This window comes from Streptomyces sp. NBC_00057 (assembly GCF_045041165.1).
Lineage (GTDB): Bacteria > Actinomycetota > Actinomycetes > Streptomycetales > Streptomycetaceae > Streptomyces.
Genome location: NZ_CP108256.1, coordinates 5,637,501 through 5,656,530 on the forward strand (window position 1 = coordinate 5,637,501; position 19,030 = coordinate 5,656,530).

A 19,030-nucleotide genomic window follows, 5' to 3' on the forward strand; every position below is an offset into this window, starting at 1 on the left:
TTCTAAGGAGCATCTAGATTCCGTAAGGAATCCAGAGCCACTACGTCGGCAAATGTTCGACGGTGGTCAGCTCATGGGTGGAACGTTGACTATTCGGCACGACAGGTTGTTTTTCACTAGTACTGCTTCGGCGTGGAACGTGGGAAGGGATCGGTTGTGTCGGGCACGTTGTTGGGTATCTGAGGGTACGGCCGTGAGGTCGCCTTCAGTTGCCGGCCCCAGTGAACTCGCCCTCAGGGGTGGGGTGATGGGTGGCTGGTCGTTGTTTGAGAACTGCACAGTGGACGCGAGCATCTGTGGCCAAGTTTTTAAGGGCGCACGGTGGATGCCTTGGCACCAGGAACCGATGAAGGACGTGGGAGGCCACGATAGGCCCCGGGGAGCTGTCAACCGAGCTTTGATCCGGGGGTGTCCGAATGGGGAAACCCGGCAGTCGTCATGGGCTGTCACCCGCTGCTGAACACATAGGCAGTGTGGAGGGAACGAGGGGAAGTGAAACATCTCAGTACCCTCAGGAAGAGAAAACAACCGTGATTCCGGGAGTAGTGGCGAGCGAAACTGGATGAGGCCAAACCGTATGCGTGTGATACCCGGCAGGGGTTGCGCATGCGGGGTTGTGGGATCTCTCTTTCACGGTCTGCCGGCCGTGAGACGAGTCAGAAACCGTTGATGTAGGCGAAGGACATGCGAAAGGTCCGGCGTAGAGGGTAAGACCCCCGTAGCTGAAACATCAACGGCTCGTTTGAGAGACACCCAAGTAGCACGGGGCCCGAGAAATCCCGTGTGAATCTGGCGGGACCACCCGCTAAGCCTAAATATTCCCTGGTGACCGATAGCGGATAGTACCGTGAGGGAATGGTGAAAAGTACCGCGGGAGCGGAGTGAAATAGTACCTGAAACCGTGTGCCTACAAGCCGTGGGAGCGTCGCTGTATGTGCTTGCACATGCAGTCGTGACTGCGTGCCTTTTGAAGAATGAGCCTGCGAGTTTGCGGTGTGTTGCGAGGTTAACCCGTGTGGGGAAGCCGTAGCGAAAGCGAGTCCGAATAGGGCGTTTCAGTAGCACGCTCAAGACCCGAAGCGGAGTGATCTAGCCATGGGCAGGTTGAAGCGGAGGTAAGACTTCGTGGAGGACCGAACCCACCAGGGTTGAAAACCTGGGGGATGACCTGTGGTTAGGGGTGAAAGGCCAATCAAACTCCGTGATAGCTGGTTCTCCCCGAAATGCATTTAGGTGCAGCGTCGTGTGTTTCTTACCGGAGGTAGAGCACTGGATAGGCGATGGGCCCTACCGGGTTACTGACCTTAGCCAAACTCCGAATGCCGGTAAGTGAGAGCGCGGCAGTGAGACTGTGGGGGATAAGCTCCATGGTCGAGAGGGAAACAGCCCAGAGCATCGACTAAGGCCCCTAAGCGTACGCTAAGTGGGAAAGGATGTGGAGTCGCAGAGACAACCAGGAGGTTGGCTTAGAAGCAGCCACCCTTGAAAGAGTGCGTAATAGCTCACTGGTCAAGTGATTCCGCGCCGACAATGTAGCGGGGCTCAAGCGTACCGCCGAAGTCGTGTCATTCGTACATGTATCCCCAACGGGAGTACGGATGGGTAGGGGAGCGTCGTGTGCCGGGTGAAGCAGCCGCGGAAGCGAGTTGTGGACGGTTCACGAGTGAGAATGCAGGCATGAGTAGCGATACACACGTGAGAAACGTGTGCGCCGATTGACTAAGGGTTCCTGGGTCAAGCTGATCTGCCCAGGGTAAGTCGGGACCTAAGGCGAGGCCGACAGGCGTAGTCGATGGACAACCGGTTGATATTCCGGTACCCGCTTTGAAACGCCCAATACTGAATCAGGCGATGCTAAGTCCGTGAAGCCGGCCCGATCTCTTCGGAGTTGAGGGTAGTGGTGGAGCCGACGAACCAGACTTGTACTAGGTAAGCGATGGGGTGACGCAGGAAGGTAGTCCAGCCCGGGCGGTGGTTGTCCCGGGGTAAGGGTGTAGGCCGTGTGGTAGGTAAATCCGTCACACGTTAAGGCTGAGACCTGATGCCGAGCCGATTGTGGTGAAGTGGATGATCCTATGCTGTCGAGAAAAGCCTCTAGCGAGTTTCATGGCGGCCCGTACCCTAAACCGACTCAGGTGGTCAGGTAGAGAATACCGAGGCGTTCGGGTGAACTATGGTTAAGGAACTCGGCAAAATGCCCCCGTAACTTCGGGAGAAGGGGGGCCATCACTGGTGATTGGATTTACTCCATGAGCTGGGGGTGGCCGCAGAGACCAGCGAGAAGCGACTGTTTACTAAAAACACAGGTCCGTGCGAAGCCGTAAGGCGATGTATACGGACTGACGCCTGCCCGGTGCTGGAACGTTAAGGGGACCGGTTAGCTGACTTTCGGGTCGGCGAAGCTGAGAACTTAAGCGCCAGTAAACGGCGGTGGTAACTATAACCATCCTAAGGTAGCGAAATTCCTTGTCGGGTAAGTTCCGACCTGCACGAATGGCGTAACGACTTCTCGACTGTCTCAACCATAGGCCCGGTGAAATTGCACTACGAGTAAAGATGCTCGTTTCGCGCAGCAGGACGGAAAGACCCCGGGACCTTTACTACAGTTTGATATTGGTGTTCGGTTCGGCTTGTGTAGGATAGGTGGGAGACTTTGAAGCAGCCACGCCAGTGGTTGTGGAGTCGTCGTTGAAATACCACTCTGGTCGTGCTGGATGTCTAACCTGGGTCCGTGATCCGGATCAGGGACAGTGTCTGATGGGTAGTTTAACTGGGGCGGTTGCCTCCTAAAGAGTAACGGAGGCGCCCAAAGGTTCCCTCAGCCTGGTTGGCAATCAGGTGTTGAGTGTAAGTGCACAAGGGAGCTTGACTGTGAGACCGACGGGTCGAGCAGGGACGAAAGTCGGGACTAGTGATCCGGCAGTGGCTTGTGGAAGCGCTGTCGCTCAACGGATAAAAGGTACCCCGGGGATAACAGGCTGATCTTCCCCAAGAGTCCATATCGACGGGATGGTTTGGCACCTCGATGTCGGCTCGTCGCATCCTGGGGCTGGAGTCGGTCCCAAGGGTTGGGCTGTTCGCCCATTAAAGCGGTACGCGAGCTGGGTTTAGAACGTCGTGAGACAGTTCGGTCCCTATCCGCTGTGCGCGTAGGAATATTGAGAAGGGCTGTCCCTAGTACGAGAGGACCGGGACGGACGAACCTCTGGTGTGCCAGTTGTTCTGCCAAGGGCATGGCTGGTTGGCTACGTTCGGAAAGGATAACCGCTGAAAGCATCTAAGCGGGAAGCCTGCTTCGAGATGAGTATTCCCACCAACTTGATTGGTTAAGGCTCCCAGTAGACGACTGGGTTGATAGGCCAGATGTGGAAGCCCGGTAACGGGTGGAGCTGACTGGTACTAATAGGCCGAGGGCTTGTCCTCAGTTGCTCGCGTCCACTGTGTTAGTTCTGAAATAACGAACGGCCGTGTTGTGTTCCGGTGTTGGTTAATTTCATAGTGTTTCGGTGGTCATTGCGTTAGGGAAACGCCCGGTTACATTCCGAACCCGGAAGCTAAGCCTTTCAGCGCCGATGGTACTGCAGGGGGGACCTTGTGGGAGAGTAGGACGCCGCCGAACTCCTTTTACGGGAAAGCCCCGCACCTCTGGTGCGGGGCTTTTCTGCGTTTACGGTCCGTCTGGAGGGCCCTTTCCCGATGAGTGAATTCTTTGACGCGATCGGTGGGTCAGAGGCGACCCGCTCCCTTGAGAGCCAGGTAGGCGTCGGCGAGCGCCGGGGCGAGGTTGTCCGGGGCGGCATCGACGACCACCGCGCCGTGGCGCTGGAGCTGCTCTGAGGTGCGGAGTCGCCGTGCTTGAGCCTGTGCGCTGGCTGCGGCCTCGTAGATCGCGTCCACGGTGCCCCTGGCTTCTGCCATCTGTTCGATGTGTGGGTCGGCCACTGAAGCCACCAGCACCGTGTGGCGCTGGGTCAGTCGGCGGAGGACAGGGAGCAGGCCCTCTTCTACGGGCGCCGCGTCCAGACCGGTGAGAATCACGATCAGGGAGCGACGAGGAGCGTGGGCAAGAACGGCAGCGCTGAGACCCCGGGCATCCGTTTCCACGAGTGCGGGTTCGACCGGCGCCAGTGCATTCACCATGGCCGACAGGACTTCTCCCGCAGACCTGCCCTGGACCTGGGCGCGGATGCGGCGGTCGTAGGCGAGCAGATCCACGCGGTCGCCCGCACGAGTGGCAAGCGCTGTGAGAAGCAGGGCCGCGTCCAGAGCGGCGTCGAGACGGGGCACGTCACCGACACGACCCGCCGAAGTACGGCCGGTGTCCAGGACAACGAGGATGTGACGGTCCCGCTCGGGGCGCCACGTTCGCACTGCGACGGCGGACTGACGTGCTGTAGCGCGCCAGTCGATGGAGCGCGTGTCGTCACCGGGCACGTAGGCACGTAGGCTGTCGAATTCCGTGCCCTCTCCACGAGTGAGGACGCTGGTGCGGCCGTCCAGCTCGCGGAGCCTGGCGAGGCGGGACGGCAGATGCTTGCGGCTGGTGAAGGGTGGCAGGACACGTACCGTCCACGGGACGTCGTGATTTCCCTGGCGGGCCACAAGCCCTAGAGGTCCGAACGAGCGCACGGTGACGCGTTCGACTCGGCGGTCACCGCGCCGTGTCGGTCGCAGGAGGGTGGTCAGCCGGCGGCGTTCCCCTGGCGGGATCGTCAGCGTGTGACGGGATGAGGCCTGGTCCGTGCCGGTGGGCCAGCTACTGGGCGGCCAGGCGTCGCGGAGGTGTGCCCGTAGGCGGCGAAGAGAAGGATTGGTTACGGTGAGTTGCACTTCGGCGGCCTCGCCGAGACGAACGGTTGTGTCACCGGATCGGGTGAACTGAAGCGTTCGCACTGGCGCGGCCAGGGCGTAGTCGCACAGAATCGCTAGGGAGAGCGGTGCGTTGACCGCGAGTATGCCTGTCCAGCTAGGGGCCAGGACGCCTACAGGGAGTGACCCCAGGGCGGCCAGCAAGGCGGTACGTCCGGTGAGGGCCACGGTCACCGCCTCATCGGGGTACGGGTACGTGGGCGAGGACTGCGGTGATGACGGAGTCGGGGGTGACTCCCTCCATCTCCGCCTCGGGCCGCAGTTGGATGCGATGGCGAAGCGTGGGGAGTGCCAGGGCTTTCACGTCATCCGGAATGACGTAGTCACGGCCGGTGAGCCAGGCCCAGGCACGGGCGGTCGACAACAGAGCGGTGGCGCCTCGGGGAGAGACACCGAGGGAGAGCGAGGGGGATTCACGCGTGGCACGACAGATATCGACGACATAGCCGGCGATCTCGGGGGCGACCTTGGTCTGGGCGACTGCGCTGCGGGCGGCTTCAAGATCGGCCGGGCCGGCGACGGGGTGGATGCCCGCTGACTGGAGGTCGCGCGGATTGAAGCCGTCGGAATGACGAGTGAGGACGTTGATCTCCTCGTCGCGGGACGGCAATGGCACCGTCAGTTTAAGGAGAAACCGGTCCAGTTGGGCCTCGGGGAGCGGGTAGGTGCCCTCGTATTCGACGGGATTCTGCGTGGCGGCTACGAGAAAGGGCTCGGGCAGCAGCCGAGGGGTTCCGTCGACGGTGACCTGGCGCTCTTCCATCGCTTCCAGGAGGGAGGACTGCGTCTTGGGAGGGGTGCGATTGATCTCGTCGGCGAGAAGCAGGTTGGTGAAGACAGGCCCGGGTTGGAAGGAGAACTCTGCCGTGCGGGCGTCGTAGACCAGTGAGCCGGTGACATCGCTCGGCATCAGGTCGGGGGTGAACTGGACACGCTTGGTGTCGAGTTCGAGTGAGGCCGCGAGAGCCCGGACCAAGAGGGTCTTGGCCACGCCGGGGACGCCTTCGAGGAGGACATGGCCTCGGCAGAGCAGAGCTACGACAAGCCCGGTGACTGCCGGGTCCTGGCCGACCACGGCCTTGGCGATCTCGGAGCGCAGCGCTTCCAGGGATGCGCGGGCTGTGTCGCCGTGCCCGACGGTCTCGGTAGTCCCGGCGGGCACTGGGGGCGGGGCGCTCATGACGTGCGTACCTCTCTTTCGAGGGTGTCGAGTTGGTCTGCCAGCTGTACAAGAGCGGCGTCGTCGGACGGGACGGGTCCGAAGAGCACGGCTTGGAGGACGCTGCCGGTGGTGCTGAGACGGGCGGACACGGCAGGGATGAGTGTTACGGGGGAGTGGGCATCGCGTGGGGAGACTCCGATGAGTGGGGCAATACGGGTGCGGGTGGCGGCGCGCAGTGAGTCGGCGGCCCGGTCGCGGGCGTTCGCCCTGCGGTAGAGGCGGGCTCGGCCCTCGGTGGATTCGGAGGCGCGGATGGCCACGGGCAGCCGCTCGGCCACCAGCGGGCCCAGACGACGGGCGCGCCAGATGGCGGCGAGCACGGCGGCCAGTGCGAGTTGCAGGGTGCCCCACAGCCAGCCCCGGGGGATCAGGTCGACGAAGCTGCGGTCGTCGTGGGCGCCATCGCCGCCGTCTCCGCCGTTCTCGGCGGCAGCAGAGGTATCGGTGAGCGAGGGGAGGTACCAGACCAGATGCGGGCGGGAACCGAGGAGTTGCAGGGCCAGGGAGGCATTGCCCTGGTTTCCGAGCCGGTCGTTGTAGAGAAGGTCGGGAGAACCGAGGAGAACGGTGTCACCCGCGCCCTGTTCGACCAGGAGCAGGGTGGGGAGGCCGTCGCTCGGGAAGCAGGCGGTGGTGTTGTCGAGGCCGTCCGAGGCGTAGTGGAAGCCTCCCGTCTCGACGTCGCCGGCGTTGCGGGCGGCGGGCAGGGAGCACTGAGGGGCGCGGGTGGCTACCGGTCCGGCGGACTCCGCGCGGACACCGGGGACCAGCGTGCCCACGGACGGAGAGCCCGCCGCGAGAAGGACGGTGCGGCCGGCCGAGTGGTCGGTCGTAGCACGGAGTTCGCTCTGCTGGTGCGGTGTCAGCAGAGCGGGGGAGGCGACGAGCAGCGTGGTTTCAGGGCCGGCCAGGGCCGTGGCTTCGTCGAGCGTGGTGACTACGTGAACGGAGACGCCACGCTCCTTGAGGAGTTCGGCGACGGCCCGGCTGCCGTAGCGGTCGGCGGAACGGGGGTCGAGGCGCCCGTGCTGGTCTCCGGAGCGCATGGTTGCCAGAGCGATTCCGGCAGCGCCGAGTACAAGGAGGGCGAGCAGCAGACCGCGGGTGCGGATCCAGATCTGGTGCGGGGCGAGGGATGCCGAGGTGGTGGGGGCGGCGGTGACCTCGGTCATTCGGCTGCTCCTTGGGCCGCGGCTGTCAGGAGAGGCTTGGCGGTTTCGAGATCGAGGTCCAGAGCTCGTACGTCCAGATACGCCTGCTGGTCCGCGGTCCGGCCGCCGTATGCGACATCGTCGAATTCTTTGGCGGCGGCGTGGAGTCGCGTGGCGTGTGCGGGCAGTGGACGGCCCGCTTCGGCGGCGGCCTCGTCGGCGGTGCGCCCGGGGCGGGGGTCGAGCAGGGCGCGCTCCTCCAGGGAGCGGACGATGGCGCGCATGCGTTCCTGGACCGCCTCGTTCCAGCGGTGGGCGGCCGCGTGGGTCTCGGCGGCTGTCCGGTGTTCGGCCGCGCTGCGGGGGCTGTCGTCGAAGAGGGCATCTGCGGAACGCACGGTGCGGTGCGGGGTGCCCAGCCTCCACCAGAGTGCAGCGACCAGGCCGATGACGACCAGTACAAGTACGACAAGACCGAGTGGGCCGCCCGGTGCGGCGTCGGAGGCCGTGTTCAGGAGATTGCCGATCCAGCCCCAGAGGCGGTCGAGGCCGCGCTGGAGGAGGTTGGGATCGTTCTCGTGGTACATCGGTTTGGACAGTTCGTGCTTCGCGGCCTCGCGGGCGGGGACACGTGGAGTGTCCACGGGTATGTCACTGCTCGCGTGGATGAGTAGCCGTGCTGCTGTTGTGCCCCCCGCCCCCGACACGGCATCAGCTCCTGGTGTCGTATCCGGGCAGGCCCGCTGCCCGGGCGAGCTCGATGTCGAGTGCCTCGCGGCGGATGCGCTGATCGATGTAGAGCAGGGCCATCACACCAGCGGAGAGCGGGTAGGTGATCGTTGCGGTGATCACCTGACCGATGCCGGAGACGATCAGGAACGGCCAGCCGAAGTCCGTGGGGCCGTCCGTGAGGAAGGAGCTGATACCGCCGCCGTCCAGGGTCATCGCGATGACGCTGAACGGGATGGCGATGATCACGCTCACGATGAGGGTCAGCAGCCAGGTGAGCGCCAGGATGCCGAAGGTCCGCCACCATGCGCCCCTGACCAGCTTCGCGGAGCGGCGCATGGAGGTTGTGATCGATTGCCGCTCCAACATCAGCGCCGGCGAGGCGAGACAGAAGCGGACCATCAGCCAGATGACGACGACGAACGCGGCCATAAGTCCGATGACGACGAGTCCGGCGCCTGCGGCGGAGCCGACCAGCATGCCCGGCAGCAGGCCCACCATCAGGATGGCGGCGCTGATCAGGGCCAGCAGCAATGTCAGACCCAGCAGCTGAGCAAGCCGGGGCCGGGCCTCGGCCCATGCATCGGAGAGCGTCACCGGGCGGCCCAGTACCGAGCGGCTGATCACCACGGTCAGTACGGATGTCGTGATCAGTGTGGCGATCATGGTGATGAGCAGGGGCGGCACACTGTTGACCAGCGCCGACTGAGCCGAGTCGGCGGTTTGCCGGAGTGCCTCCGAACCGGTGGCGTTCGGGTCGACCGCTGCGGGTTCCGGCAGCAGATAGCGTTGCACGAGGATGATCGCGATCTGGGCGATCACGGACACGGTCAGCGTGATTCCGAGGACCGTGCGCCAGTGGGCGCGCATCGTGGAGACCGCGCCGTCGAGGATCTCGCCGACGCCGAGTGGCCGGAGCGGGATGACACCGGGCTTGGCTGCGACGGGCGGCTGCCTCCAGCCGGAGCCGTGCGGCCCCCCGCCCCAGCCGGGGGCGGGGGGTGGTGCGCCGGGACCTGTGCCGGGAGTGCTCGGTGGGGACCACTGCCCTGTGGGCGGCTGCGTGGGAGACCAGTTCCCTGCCGGGCCGCTGCCGTCGACGGGCTCGGAAGGCCGGGGGACGCCCGCCCCCTGACCCTCGGAGGGGGCAGATCCGGGCGAGGCCCAGCCCGGAGTGTCGTTCATTCTCGCTCCTTCATGGTCCTGTCCGCTCATCGGCGCGGCAGGTTGGCAGCCATCGTGCCACGCGTTGCTCCAGTACGGGCCTGGCCCTGTATCTCCTTCGTACCTTCATTTGTGGGTGGCTCACCCGGCAGACTGGGCGGATGGCTGATCAGGATGCGCAATCGTCGGTGGGCATCGAGCCTCCCGCGCTTCCCGTACTTCGCTGGAACGAGCTTCCGGAAGGTCCCGTGCTGGTGCTCCTCGACCAGACTCGGCTGCCTGCCGAGGAGGCCGAGCTGGTGTGCACCGATGTGCCCGCGCTGGTGCAGGCGATCCGGACGCTGGCGGTGCGCGGGGCGCCGTTGCTGGGCATCACAGGGGCCTATGGCGTGGCTCTGGCAGCGGTGCGAGGAGACGACGTGGCGGAGGCCGCAGAGTTGCTGGAGCGGGCGCGGCCCACCGCGGTGAATCTCGGTTACGGGGTGCGGCGGGCTGCCGGGGCGTACCGGGCGGCCATGGAGAAGGAGGCAGATCCGGAGCGGGCTGCGGCGGTTGCGCTGGCCGAGGCCATGGCGCTGCACCGGGAGGATGCCGAGGCCAGCGGGCGTATGGCGCGGTACGGGCTCGCACTTCTGGACGAACTGCTGCCCGGTGGCGGGCATCGACTGCTGACCCACTGCAATACGGGGGCGCTCGTCTCGGGTGGTGAGGGCACTGCCTTCGCGGTGGCGCTCGGGGCACATCGGGAGGGGCGGCTGCGTCGGCTGTGGGTGGACGAGACGCGTCCGCTGCTGCAGGGTACCCGGCTGACCGCGTACGAGGCGGCGCGCAATGGCATGCCGTACAGCTTGCTCACGGACAGCGCCGCAGGTTCGCTGTTCGCCGCGGGAGAGGTGGATGCCGTGCTCATCGGGGCGGACCGCATTGCCGCGGACGGATCGGTGGCGAACAAGGTGGGGAGCTATCCGCTGGCTGTGCTCGCGAAGTACCACCACGTACCGTTCATCGTGGTGGCGCCGACCACGACCGTGGATCTGGACACCGCGGACGGGGCATCGATCACCGTGGAGCAGCGACTGGGGAATGAAGTGACGGAGCTCACATCCCCGCGGATCGGGGCGGCAGGCGGGGACACCGGCGGATTGCTCTTGGCACCGGCGGGAACCCCGGCGTACAACCCCGCGTTCGACATCACACCGCCGGAGCTGGTCACGGCGATCGTCACGGAGGGGGGCGCAGTTTCCCCGGTCACAAGGGTCGGACTGGCAGAGCTGTGTGCCAGATCATCGCAGGTAACGATTAGCTAATGGGATGATGTCGATTATGAAGGGACGCGTCCTTGTCGTCGACGACGACACCGCACTGGCCGAGATGCTCGGGATTGTGCTGCGTGGTGAAGGGTTCGAGCCGTCGTTCGTAGCGGACGGCGACAAGGCACTTGCCGCATTTCGTGAGGCCAAGCCGGACCTGGTCCTGCTGGATCTGATGCTGCCCGGTAGGGACGGCATCGAGGTCTGCAGGCTGATCAGGGCCGAGTCGGGTGTGCCGATCGTCATGCTCACTGCCAAGAGCGACACGGTTGACGTGGTGGTGGGCCTGGAGTCCGGGGCCGACGACTACATCGTCAAGCCGTTCAAACCTAAGGAGTTGGTTGCCCGGATCAGGGCACGTCTGCGGAGGTCCGAGGAACCGGCGCCGGAGCAGCTGGCCATCGGGGATCTGGTCATCGATGTGGCTGGTCATTCGGTGAAGCGGGAGGGACAGTCGATCGCCCTCACCCCGCTGGAGTTCGACCTGCTGGTCGCACTCGCCCGTAAGCCGTGGCAGGTTTTCACCCGTGAGGTACTGCTGGAGCAGGTCTGGGGATACCGCCACGCCGCCGACACCCGGCTGGTGAATGTGCATGTCCAGCGCCTGCGCTCCAAGGTCGAGAAGGACCCGGAGCGGCCTGAGATCGTGGTGACCGTCCGAGGCGTCGGTTACAAGGCCGGACCGAGCTGATATGCCCCTGAGTAGCGCTGCTCCGCAGCCCGGGGAGCCGGGAGCCCGTGCGGAGCGGGCTGCTGCTCCAGGACACAAGGCGTCCCAGGTCCGACGTCTTCTGCAGGGTGGCCGGTTGTTCCACGACCGGGCGCCCGGCGGCCCTGTGCCGCGACTGCTGATGCGCTGGGTGCGGCGTCCGCTGCTGCCCGCCGTGCGGCTTTGGCGACGCAACCTCCAGTTGCGGGTCGTCGCGGGCACGCTGCTCATGTCGCTCGGTGTGGTGCTGCTCCTCGGGCTGGTCGTGATCGGTCAGGTGCGCAACGGCCTGCTCGAAGCGAAGGGCAAGGCTGCCCAGACCCAGGCCGCCGGCGGTTTCGCGGCGGCCCAGGAGAAGGCGAACGCCCCGCTCACCCCTGGTGGGCAGGGCGGCGACGCTGCGGACGGCACCTCGGCCAACAACTCCTGGCGGACCGAACTCGTCGATCAGCTCGCCAGTGGCGGCAAGAACGCCTTCAACGTGGTGGCACTCAGCGCCGACGAGGGCACCCGTGCGCCGCGCGGCTCGGGCAGTGTGGAGGCGGCGAGCATTCCGCAGAGCCTGCGGGACTCCGTGAACAAGGGGCCGGGAGCGTTCCAGACGTACTCCCTGATCCAGTACGCGAACGGACAGGCGCCGCAGCCCGGACTCGTGGTGGGCAAGCGGCTCTACGACATCGACCACAATCCGTACCAGCTCTACTACCTCTTCCCGTTGACGCAGGAGGAAAAGTCATTGACGCTGGTCAAGGGCACACTGGCGACTGCGGGACTGTTCGTGGTCGTGCTGCTCGGGGCCATCGCCTGGTTCGTGGTGCGGCAGGTCGTCACGCCTGTACGGATGGCGGCGGGCATCGCCGAGCGGCTCTCCGCCGGCAGGCTCCAGGAGCGGATGAAGGTCACCGGCGAGGACGACATCGCCCGGCTCGGTGAGGCCTTCAACAAGATGGCGCAGAACCTGCAGCTGAAGATCCAGCAGTTGGAGGAGCTGTCCCGGATGCAGCGACGCTTCGTCTCCGACGTGTCCCACGAGCTGCGGACACCGCTGACGACCGTACGGATGGCCGCCGATGTCATCCATGAGGCCCGCAGCGACTTCGATCCCGTGACGGCGCGTTCCGCGGAGCTGCTCGGGGATCAGCTCGACCGGTTCGAGTCGCTGCTCTCCGATCTGCTGGAGATCAGCCGGTTCGACGCGGGCGCCGCCGCGCTGGAGGCCGAGCCGATAGATCTGCGACAGGTCGTACGACGGGTGATCGGTGGGGCCGAGCCGCTGGCCGAGCGCAAGGGCACCCGTATCCGGGTGGTCGGCGATGAGCAGCCGGTGATCGCGGAGGCCGATGCGCGGCGGGTCGAACGCGTCCTGCGCAACCTTGTGGTCAACGCCGTCGAGCACGGCGAGGGCAGGGACGTCGTGGTGCGGATGGCGGTGGCCGGAGGTGCGGTCGCCGTGGCTGTCCGGGACTACGGCGTGGGACTCAAGCCCGGCGAGGCGACGCGGGTGTTCAACCGTTTCTGGCGGGCCGATCCGGCTCGCGCACGGACGACCGGCGGCACCGGACTCGGACTGTCCATCGCCGTGGAGGACGCCAGGCTGCACGGCGGCTGGCTACAGGCATGGGGCGAGCCGGGCGGCGGTTCGCAGTTCCGGCTGACTCTGCCACGCACGGCGGACGAACCACTGCGCGGATCGCCGATACCACTGGAACCCGAGGACTCCCGGCGCAATCGGGAGAACCGGGAGCGAGCCGCAGTCGCTTCCATGACCGGGAGTGAACACCGGCTGACGGCAGTGCCGACCCAGCCCGGTGGCAATGATCGGTCCGCGCTGCCCGTACCCTCGCGTACCCCCGTGGCACCCCGGACGACGCCGATCTCGGTGCATCCGGCGGCCCTGCCGGGGAGCGGTGCAAGGGTGGTCGCGCGCGCCGCCGAGGACCGACGGGGTGGCGATTTCGACTCTGCAGTGCAGGACCCGGATCGGGGGGACACGAATCGTGGGCACTGACCGTCGTAGGGACGGCCATGGACGTGTGCTGGGGCTGTTCGCGTTGCTCGGGTGCGGTGTCGTGCTGCTGTCCGCGTGCGGCTCGATGCCCGTCACCGGGGATGTCAAGGCTGTCGACGCCTCACAGCCCGGTGACTCCCAGGTGCAGGTGTATGCCGTGGCGCCGCGTGACAACGCCACCCCCAACGAGGTCGTCGACGGCTTCCTGGAGTCCATGACGAGTGATGACTCGGACTTCAAGACGACCCGCAAGTACCTGACGAGGAAGGCAGCCAGTACCTGGAAGCCGAGCGCGTTCACGACGGTGCTCACCAAGGCGCCGAACCGGAGTGACCGCCCGTTCCGCGACAGCGACCCCGGCATCACGGAGATCACCTACACCCTGACCGGTGAGAAGGTGGCAACGGTCGACGCCCAGAGCGCCTATCAGCCACTCGTGCCCACGGACTACAACCAGTCCCTGCGTCTGGTGAAGGAGAACGGGCCGGAGGGCAAGGAGTGGCGCATCGACCTCGTGCCGGACGGCCTTCTGCTCGGGCAGTCGGACTTCAAGCGTCTCTACCGCTCTGTGGACAAGTACTACTTCGCCGCGGGGTGGACGTCGGAGCAGTCGACCCTGGTCGCCGACCCCGTCTATCTCCGCAGCCGGACGGACCCTGTCACGGGGATGGACACCGTGACACAGGCGGTTCGCAGCCTCCTGGCAGGGCCGACCAGTTGGCTGCGGCCGGTGGTCGACTCCCGGTTCCCCGCAGGTACGGCGCTGAAGAAGGGCGTCACCTCGCTGGCGCCCGACGACCGCAACGTACTGAAGGTCCCGCTCAACAAGAAGGCGGACGGCGTCGGACAGCGCTCCTGCCGCATGATGGCCTCACAGGTCCTCTACACCTTGCGGGACCTGACGTCCGCACGGGTCGAGCAGGTCGAACTGCAGCGCTCCGACGGCTCCACGCTGTGCGTCCTCGGGACGGATCAGGCGGAGGAGTTCGCACCTGACGGTTCGTCGAGTGGGCCGGACAGCCAGTACTTCGTCGATGCCAAGGGGCATGTGGAGCGAATTCCTGGCAGCACCAAGGGCAGTGGCACCCCGGAGGTGGTGTCCGGTCCGCTCGGCGACGGACCGGTGCGGATGGGTGCGGTCGGTGTGGCCAGGGATGAGCAGCGGGCGGCGGCGGTCTCGCACGACAAGGCGGCCCTCTACGTGTCGTCCATTGTCTCGGACGGCGAGCTTCCTGCGGCCGCGGTGACCAGCAAGGCCCAGAACCCGAACAACCGTCTGTCGGTGCCGAGCTGGGACGGTCGGGGCGACCTCTGGGTGGCCGACCGGGATCCCGGCAACCCCAGACTGCTGCGGCTGGCCGGCGGTGTCGGCAAGCCGCAGGAGGTCACCGTGCCGAGCCTGGACGGCGGGCGGATCGAGGCGCTGCGGATGTCCGCGGACGGCGTGCGGATCGCCCTCCTGGTGAAGCAGGATGGTCACAACACGCTGAAGATCGGCCGGATCGAGCGGAGCGGGCCGGAGAAGGAGCAGAAGGTCTCGGTGGTGGAGCTGCGACAGGCCGCACCGCAGCTGACGGATGTGACTGCGATGTCGTGGTCGGGCCGGAGCCGTCTCGTGGTGGTCGGCAAGGAGCAGGGCGGCGTGCAGCAGGTGCGCTATGTGCAGGTGGACGGCTCGACGGCCGCATCGGGTGTTCTGCCCGGTGTGAACCAGGTGTCGTCGGTCGCGGCGGCGGACGACGAGCAGTTGCCGCTGATGGCGGCCACGTCGAGCGACGGGATAGTGAAGCTGTCGCCGGGTGACAACTGGCAGACGGTGGTCAAGGACGGTTCGTCGCTGGTCTACCCGGGCTGAGGCCCCGCCAGGCCGCTTCCGCGTTTTCCACAGGGGTGGCCCGGCCCCTTCGGGGAGGGCACAGTGGAGTCATGCGGGGATGGTGGCGGGAGATCTCCGGACTGGTTCTGCCGGTGTCCTGTGGCGGCTGTGGCAGGACGCGTACCGAACTGTGCGAGGAATGCCGTGCGGAGCTGTACGGCGAGGTGCCGCGCCGGGTCAGGCCCGTGCCGGAGCCCGCGGGCCTGCCAGTGGTGCATGCGGCCGCCGCGTACGAGAACGCGGTACGTGCGGTGCTCCTGGCCCATAAGGAGCGGGGCGCTCTGGGGCTGGCCGGGGCACTTGGCAAGGCGCTGGCGGGGGCCGTACGGGCCGGGATGGGGCAGGTGGGTGTCATCGGCCCGGTTCTGCTCGTACCCGTGCCGTCGACGCGGCGGGCCGTGGCGGCACGGGGCCATGATCCGATGCGCCGGATCGCGCTGGCCGCCGCGGGCGAGCTGCGGCGCGGAGGTACCCGTGCCCGGGTGGTCGCGGTGCTTCGGCAGCGGCGCCCGGTGGCCGATCAGGCGGGGCTGGGAGCCCGGCAGAGGCAGGCGAATCTTGCGGGGGCACTGGAAGTCGTGGCCGGGGGCGAACGGCTGCTTGCGGCCGGACGGGTGGTGCTGGTGGACGACCTTTTGACTACCGGTGCCTCGCTGGCCGAGGCAGCCCGGGCGATCGGGACAGCGGGCGGGCAAACGGGTGCCCTGTCCGGCAGCGGGCAGGCAGCGGTTGTTGCAGTATCTTCGCCGGCCTTCGAAATAAACCGGAACTGTCAGTGAACTTGCATCGTTGCAGGTGGTGAGTGGGTAAAAAGACCTGAACGGAGGTACGTGCGAGTAGCAGGTGCCGACATCAGGCCAGGCAGGCTATGTTCGGTTGTGAGGAATGGTGAATGCCAGACCTCGATGAATGCACCGCCAGGTTTCGGGCAGGCAACTCACCAGTAGTCCAGATGCAGAAAATTCGGTGGGGTGGAGACCCTGCCGATGGGGGAGGAGGAGGTGGAGGTCACCGAGTCCGCGGCTCCGGTTACCACCGGGGCCTGGTGCAAAAGGGAGATGCTCCGCCAGTGAGCGGAGTGATCCGGGAACGGAGTTCTGCGTGGACATCGTCGTCAAGGGCCGCAAGACCGAGGTGCCCGAGCGGTTCCGCAAGCACGTGGCCGAAAAGCTGAAGCTGGACAAGATCCAGAAGTTCGACGGCAAGGTGATCAGCCTCGACGTCGAGGTGTCCAAGGAGCCGAACCCCCGTCAGGCCGACCGTTCCGACCGGGTGGAGATCACGCTCCGCTCGCGTGGGCCGGTGATCCGGGCGGAAGCGGCCGCAGGCGACCCGTACGCAGCGCTGGACCTGGCCACCGGCAAGCTGGAGGCGCGGCTGCGCAAGCAGCACGACAAGCGCTACAGCCGTCGTGGCAACGGCCGGATTCCCGCTGCCGAAGTCGCTGAGACCGTGCCGGGCGCGGCGTCGTTCAACGGCGAGGGCGATTTGGTTGGCAACGAGGCGGCTCAGTCCGTACCCACCACCAGGTTCGGCTCGCTGGAGGTGCAGGGCGAGGGTCCGCTGGTGATGCGGGAGAAGACGCACGTCGCCGCACCGATGTCGCTCGATCAGGCGCTCTACGAGATGGAGCTGGTCGGGCACGACTTCTATCTGTTCGTCGACTCCGAAACGAAGGAACCCAGTGTCGTCTACCGACGGCATGCCTATGACTACGGTGTCATTCACCTGAGGACCGATCCGCTGGCTGCCGATGAGGCGGGCGGAGCGGGCGGGGCGCTCGGCGGCTGACGCCCCCTTCTGTGGTGCCCCTGGAGCGCCTGTGCGCCCCCAGGGGCACCCGTGTGCGGCCACGGAATCACCGCTCCGACGTCCGGGCATGAAATCATGTCGTCCCAAGCCAACCAGTGCTCTGTGAACTGCCGTTGGCGGACAGTTTGTGAACTTCAGGCCATGGCCTTCAGGGGGAGGAACGATGGCGGACACCTTCGGGCCCGTGCGCGATGCGAATGATGCCGACGGCGCTGCCGATACCGGGGCGGACGCGGACAGTGGTTCCCGCAAGGAGCCGATCCGGGTCCTCGTGGTGGATGACCACGCGCTCTTCCGCAGAGGTCTGGAGATCGTCCTCGCCCAGGAGGAGGATATTCAGGTCGTCGGCGAGGCGGGTGACGGGGCGGAGGCGGTCGACAAGGCGGCCGATCTGCTGCCCGACATCGTGCTGATGGATGTACGGATGCCCAAGCGCGGCGGCATCGAGGCCTGCACGTCGATCAAGGAGGTGGCCCCCAGCGCGAAGATCATCATGCTGACGATCAGCGACGAGGAGGCCGATCTCTACGACGCGATCAAGGCGGGAGCCACCGGCTATCTCCTCAAGGAGATCTCCACGGACGAGGTGGCCACCGCGATTCGCGCGGTCGCCGACGGGCAGTCCCAGATCAGCCCCTCCATGGCGTCCAAACTGCTCACCGAGTTCAAGTCGATGATCCAGCGGACCGACGAGCGCAGGCTGGTGCCGGCGCCGCGGCTCACCGACCGGGAACTTGAAGTCCTGAAACTCGTTGCAACGGGCATGAATAATCGCGATATCGCGAAGGAACTGTTCATTTCCGAGAACACCGTGAAGAACCACGTCCGCAATATTCTGGAGAAGTTGCAGCTGCACTCCAGGATGGAAGCCGTGGTCTACGCCATGCGGGAGAAGATCCTGGAGATCAGATGACCGGTCCCACGACGGGACCGGAAGGGGCGGCGCCGGGTAAAGGGACGGGAATGCGCGCTCACGCCAGAACGCGGGCGATTTCCTGAGCCAGCGGCCCGCGCAGTTCCGGTGCGTCGACCCGCTCCAGCCGGACATCCGTACAACCGACCCAGGACGCGGCCTCCACCAGCGCCTCGGCCATCGGTGCCACGGCCTTCCTGCCCTCCAAGGACACCTGGCGGGCGACCAGCGTGCTTCCCTCGCGCGCCGGATCGACGCGGCCCTGCAGCTTTCCGCCCGCCAGCAGCGGCATCGCGAAGTAACCGTGTATCCGCTTGGGCTTGGGGACGTAGGCCTCCAGGCGATGGGTGAAACCGAAGATCCGCTCGGTGCGCGCCCGCTCCCAGACCAGCGAGTCGAACGGCGACAACAGGGTCGTACGGTGCCGCCCGCGCGGCTCGGAGGCCAGCGCTGCCGGGTCCGCCCAGGCCGGCTTCGCCCAGCCCTGCACCGTCACCGGCACCAGACCGGAGTCCGCCACCACCGCGTCGAACTGCTCACCCTTGAGCCGGTGGTAGTCCGCGATGTCCGCGCGGGTGCCGATGCCCAGGGAATGCCCCGCGAGCGCGACCAGCCGTCGCAGGCACTCCGCGTCGTCCAGATCGTCGTGCAGCACGGCATCGGGCAGGGCCCGCTCGGCGAGGTCGTACACCCGCTTCCAGCTGCGCCGCTCGGTGCACACCACCTCGCCGTACATCAGGGCGCGCTCGACGGCGACCTTCGACGCCGACCAGTCCCACCACTCCCCGCCGTTCTTCGCACCGCCCAGCTCCGTCGCCGTCATCGGGCCCTCGGTGCGCAGCTGCTTGATCACCGTTTCGTAGGCGCCGTCCGGCAGGTCGTGGTGCCAGTGGGGGCGCGAGCGGTAGGCGCGGCGGCGGAACGCGAAGTGCGGCCACTCCTCGACCGGCAGGATGCACGCCGCGTGCGACCAGTACTCGAAGGTGCGGCCACCCGACCAGTACGCCTCCTCGACCGTGCGCCGGCCGACCGCGCCGAGGCGCGCGTACGGAATCAGCTCGTGCGAACGAGCGAGCACCGAGATCGTGTCCAGCTGTACGGCACCGAGATGCCGCAACACGCCCGGAACTCCGGCCCTGCGGTCCGGAGCGCCCAGGAAGCCCTGGGCGCGCAGGGCGATCCTGCGTGCCTGGTCGGTGGAGAGTTCGGCGGCGGGAGGCGGCACAGACGTCATGCCTCGCACCTTAGAAGGAGGCACTGACATCCG

At 66.3% G+C, this 19,030-nt stretch carries 13 protein-coding genes and 3 rRNA genes (1 of these 16 running past the window's edge); 10 read left to right on the forward strand and 6 right to left on the reverse strand.

All coding sequences use genetic code 11. From position 1 onward, the window contains the following. From OG953_RS26550 to rrf, 3 genes are all read left to right on the forward strand, one after another. Positions 1-2: ribosomal RNA gene (locus OG953_RS26550) — 16S ribosomal RNA — on the forward strand; it begins 1,524 nt to the left of the window's first position. Between the two features lie 296 nt (positions 3-298). Next, positions 299-3,423: ribosomal RNA gene (locus OG953_RS26555) — 23S ribosomal RNA — on the forward strand. Positions 3,424-3,502: 79 nt separating this feature from the next. Beyond that, a 5S ribosomal RNA gene (rrf, locus tag OG953_RS26560) occupies positions 3,503-3,619 on the forward strand. The 16S, 23S and 5S rRNA genes sit together here, the layout of an rRNA operon. 107 nt (positions 3,620-3,726) lie before the next feature. Here rrf and OG953_RS26565 read toward each other — a convergent pair. From OG953_RS26565 to OG953_RS26585, 5 genes are read right to left on the reverse strand one after another with little or no spacing between them, the layout of a single operon-like run. Continuing rightward, positions 3,727-5,037, reverse strand: a complete 1,311-nt coding sequence (locus OG953_RS26565) for a DUF58 domain-containing protein (RefSeq protein WP_405687369.1) — start codon at positions 5,035-5,037, stop codon at positions 3,727-3,729. Between the two features lie 10 nt (positions 5,038-5,047). Next, positions 5,048-6,049 (reverse strand): AAA family ATPase, encoded by a 1,002-nt coding sequence (locus OG953_RS26570; protein ID WP_405687370.1) that lies wholly within the window; start codon positions 6,047-6,049, stop codon positions 5,048-5,050. Further along, on the reverse strand, positions 6,046-7,263 hold the full coding sequence (locus tag OG953_RS26575) for a DUF4350 domain-containing protein (protein ID WP_405687371.1): 1,218 nt from the start codon (positions 7,261-7,263) through the stop codon (positions 6,046-6,048). The genes OG953_RS26570 and OG953_RS26575 overlap by 4 nt, the downstream gene beginning before the upstream one ends. After that, positions 7,260-7,949, reverse strand: a complete 690-nt coding sequence (locus OG953_RS26580; RefSeq protein WP_405687372.1) for a DUF4129 domain-containing protein — start codon at positions 7,947-7,949, stop codon at positions 7,260-7,262. Before OG953_RS26580 ends, OG953_RS26575 begins: the two co-directional genes overlap by 4 nt. Positions 7,950-7,953: 4 nt before the next feature. Beyond that, positions 7,954-9,156 carry a glycerophosphoryl diester phosphodiesterase membrane domain-containing protein gene (locus OG953_RS26585; protein WP_405687373.1) on the reverse strand — a complete coding sequence of 401 codons (1,203 nt, stop codon included), beginning with the start codon at positions 9,154-9,156 and terminating at the stop codon, positions 7,954-7,956. 140 nt (positions 9,157-9,296) lie between these two features. On the opposite strand from OG953_RS26585, the gene mtnA reads away from it, so the two are divergent. The 7 genes from mtnA to OG953_RS26620 all read left to right on the forward strand — a co-directional run bounded on the left by mtnA (position 9,297) and on the right by OG953_RS26620 (position 17,763). Continuing rightward, on the forward strand, positions 9,297-10,442 hold the full coding sequence (gene mtnA, locus OG953_RS26590; RefSeq protein WP_405687374.1) for an S-methyl-5-thioribose-1-phosphate isomerase: 1,146 nt from the start codon (positions 9,297-9,299) through the stop codon (positions 10,440-10,442). Between the two features lie 4 nt (positions 10,443-10,446). Continuing rightward, entirely contained in the window at positions 10,447-11,136 is a 690-nt protein-coding gene (gene mtrA, locus OG953_RS26595; protein ID WP_187438793.1) for a two-component system response regulator MtrA, read from the forward strand. Position 11,137: 1 nt separating this feature from the next. After that, on the forward strand, positions 11,138-13,162 hold the full coding sequence (mtrB, locus tag OG953_RS26600; RefSeq protein WP_405687375.1) for an MtrAB system histidine kinase MtrB: 2,025 nt from the start codon (positions 11,138-11,140) through the stop codon (positions 13,160-13,162). Beyond that, positions 13,152-15,017 (forward strand): LpqB family beta-propeller domain-containing protein, encoded by a 1,866-nt coding sequence (locus OG953_RS26605; RefSeq protein ID WP_405687376.1) that lies wholly within the window; start codon positions 13,152-13,154, stop codon positions 15,015-15,017. Before mtrB ends, OG953_RS26605 begins: the two co-directional genes overlap by 11 nt. 71 nt (positions 15,018-15,088) lie before the next feature. Next, on the forward strand, positions 15,089-15,817 hold the full coding sequence (locus OG953_RS26610; RefSeq protein ID WP_405687377.1) for a ComF family protein: 729 nt from the start codon (positions 15,089-15,091) through the stop codon (positions 15,815-15,817). A gap of 322 nt (positions 15,818-16,139) precedes the next feature. Next, positions 16,140-16,829 (forward strand): ribosome hibernation-promoting factor, HPF/YfiA family, encoded by a 690-nt coding sequence (hpf, locus tag OG953_RS26615; RefSeq protein WP_093894003.1) that lies wholly within the window; start codon positions 16,140-16,142, stop codon positions 16,827-16,829. Between the two features lie 184 nt (positions 16,830-17,013). Further along, a complete protein-coding gene (locus tag OG953_RS26620; protein WP_405687379.1) occupies positions 17,014-17,763 on the forward strand; it encodes a response regulator in 750 nt (249 codons plus the stop codon). Positions 17,764-17,821: 58 nt separating this feature from the next. Here OG953_RS26620 and OG953_RS26625 read toward each other — a convergent pair whose 3' ends face one another. Further along, positions 17,822-18,997 carry a winged helix-turn-helix domain-containing protein gene (locus tag OG953_RS26625; RefSeq protein ID WP_405687380.1) on the reverse strand — a complete coding sequence of 392 codons (1,176 nt, stop codon included), beginning with the start codon at positions 18,995-18,997 and terminating at the stop codon, positions 17,822-17,824. Between the last annotated feature and the right edge of the window lie 33 nt (positions 18,998-19,030).

Excerpts from the sequence above, each read along its gene's own strand:
- OG953_RS26570 (WP_405687370.1), bottom strand. The coding sequence starts at position 6,049 with ATGAGCGCCCCGCCCCCAGTGCCCGCCGGGACTACCGAGACCGTCGGG.
- OG953_RS26575 (WP_405687371.1), bottom strand. The coding sequence starts at position 7,263 with ATGACCGAGGTCACCGCCGCCCCCACCACCTCGGCATCCCTCGCCCCG.
- OG953_RS26585 (WP_405687373.1), bottom strand. The coding sequence starts at position 9,156 with ATGAACGACACTCCGGGCTGGGCCTCGCCCGGATCTGCCCCCTCCGAG.
- mtnA (WP_405687374.1), top strand. The coding sequence starts at position 9,297 with ATGGCTGATCAGGATGCGCAATCGTCGGTGGGCATCGAGCCTCCCGCG.
- mtrA (WP_187438793.1), top strand. The coding sequence starts at position 10,447 with ATGATGTCGATTATGAAGGGACGCGTCCTTGTCGTCGACGACGACACC.
- mtrB (WP_405687375.1), top strand. The coding sequence starts at position 11,138 with ATGCCCCTGAGTAGCGCTGCTCCGCAGCCCGGGGAGCCGGGAGCCCGT.
- OG953_RS26610 (WP_405687377.1), top strand. The coding sequence starts at position 15,089 with ATGCGGGGATGGTGGCGGGAGATCTCCGGACTGGTTCTGCCGGTGTCC.
- OG953_RS26620 (WP_405687379.1), top strand. The coding sequence starts at position 17,014 with ATGGCGGACACCTTCGGGCCCGTGCGCGATGCGAATGATGCCGACGGC.
- OG953_RS26625 (WP_405687380.1), bottom strand. The coding sequence starts at position 18,997 with ATGACGTCTGTGCCGCCTCCCGCCGCCGAACTCTCCACCGACCAGGCA.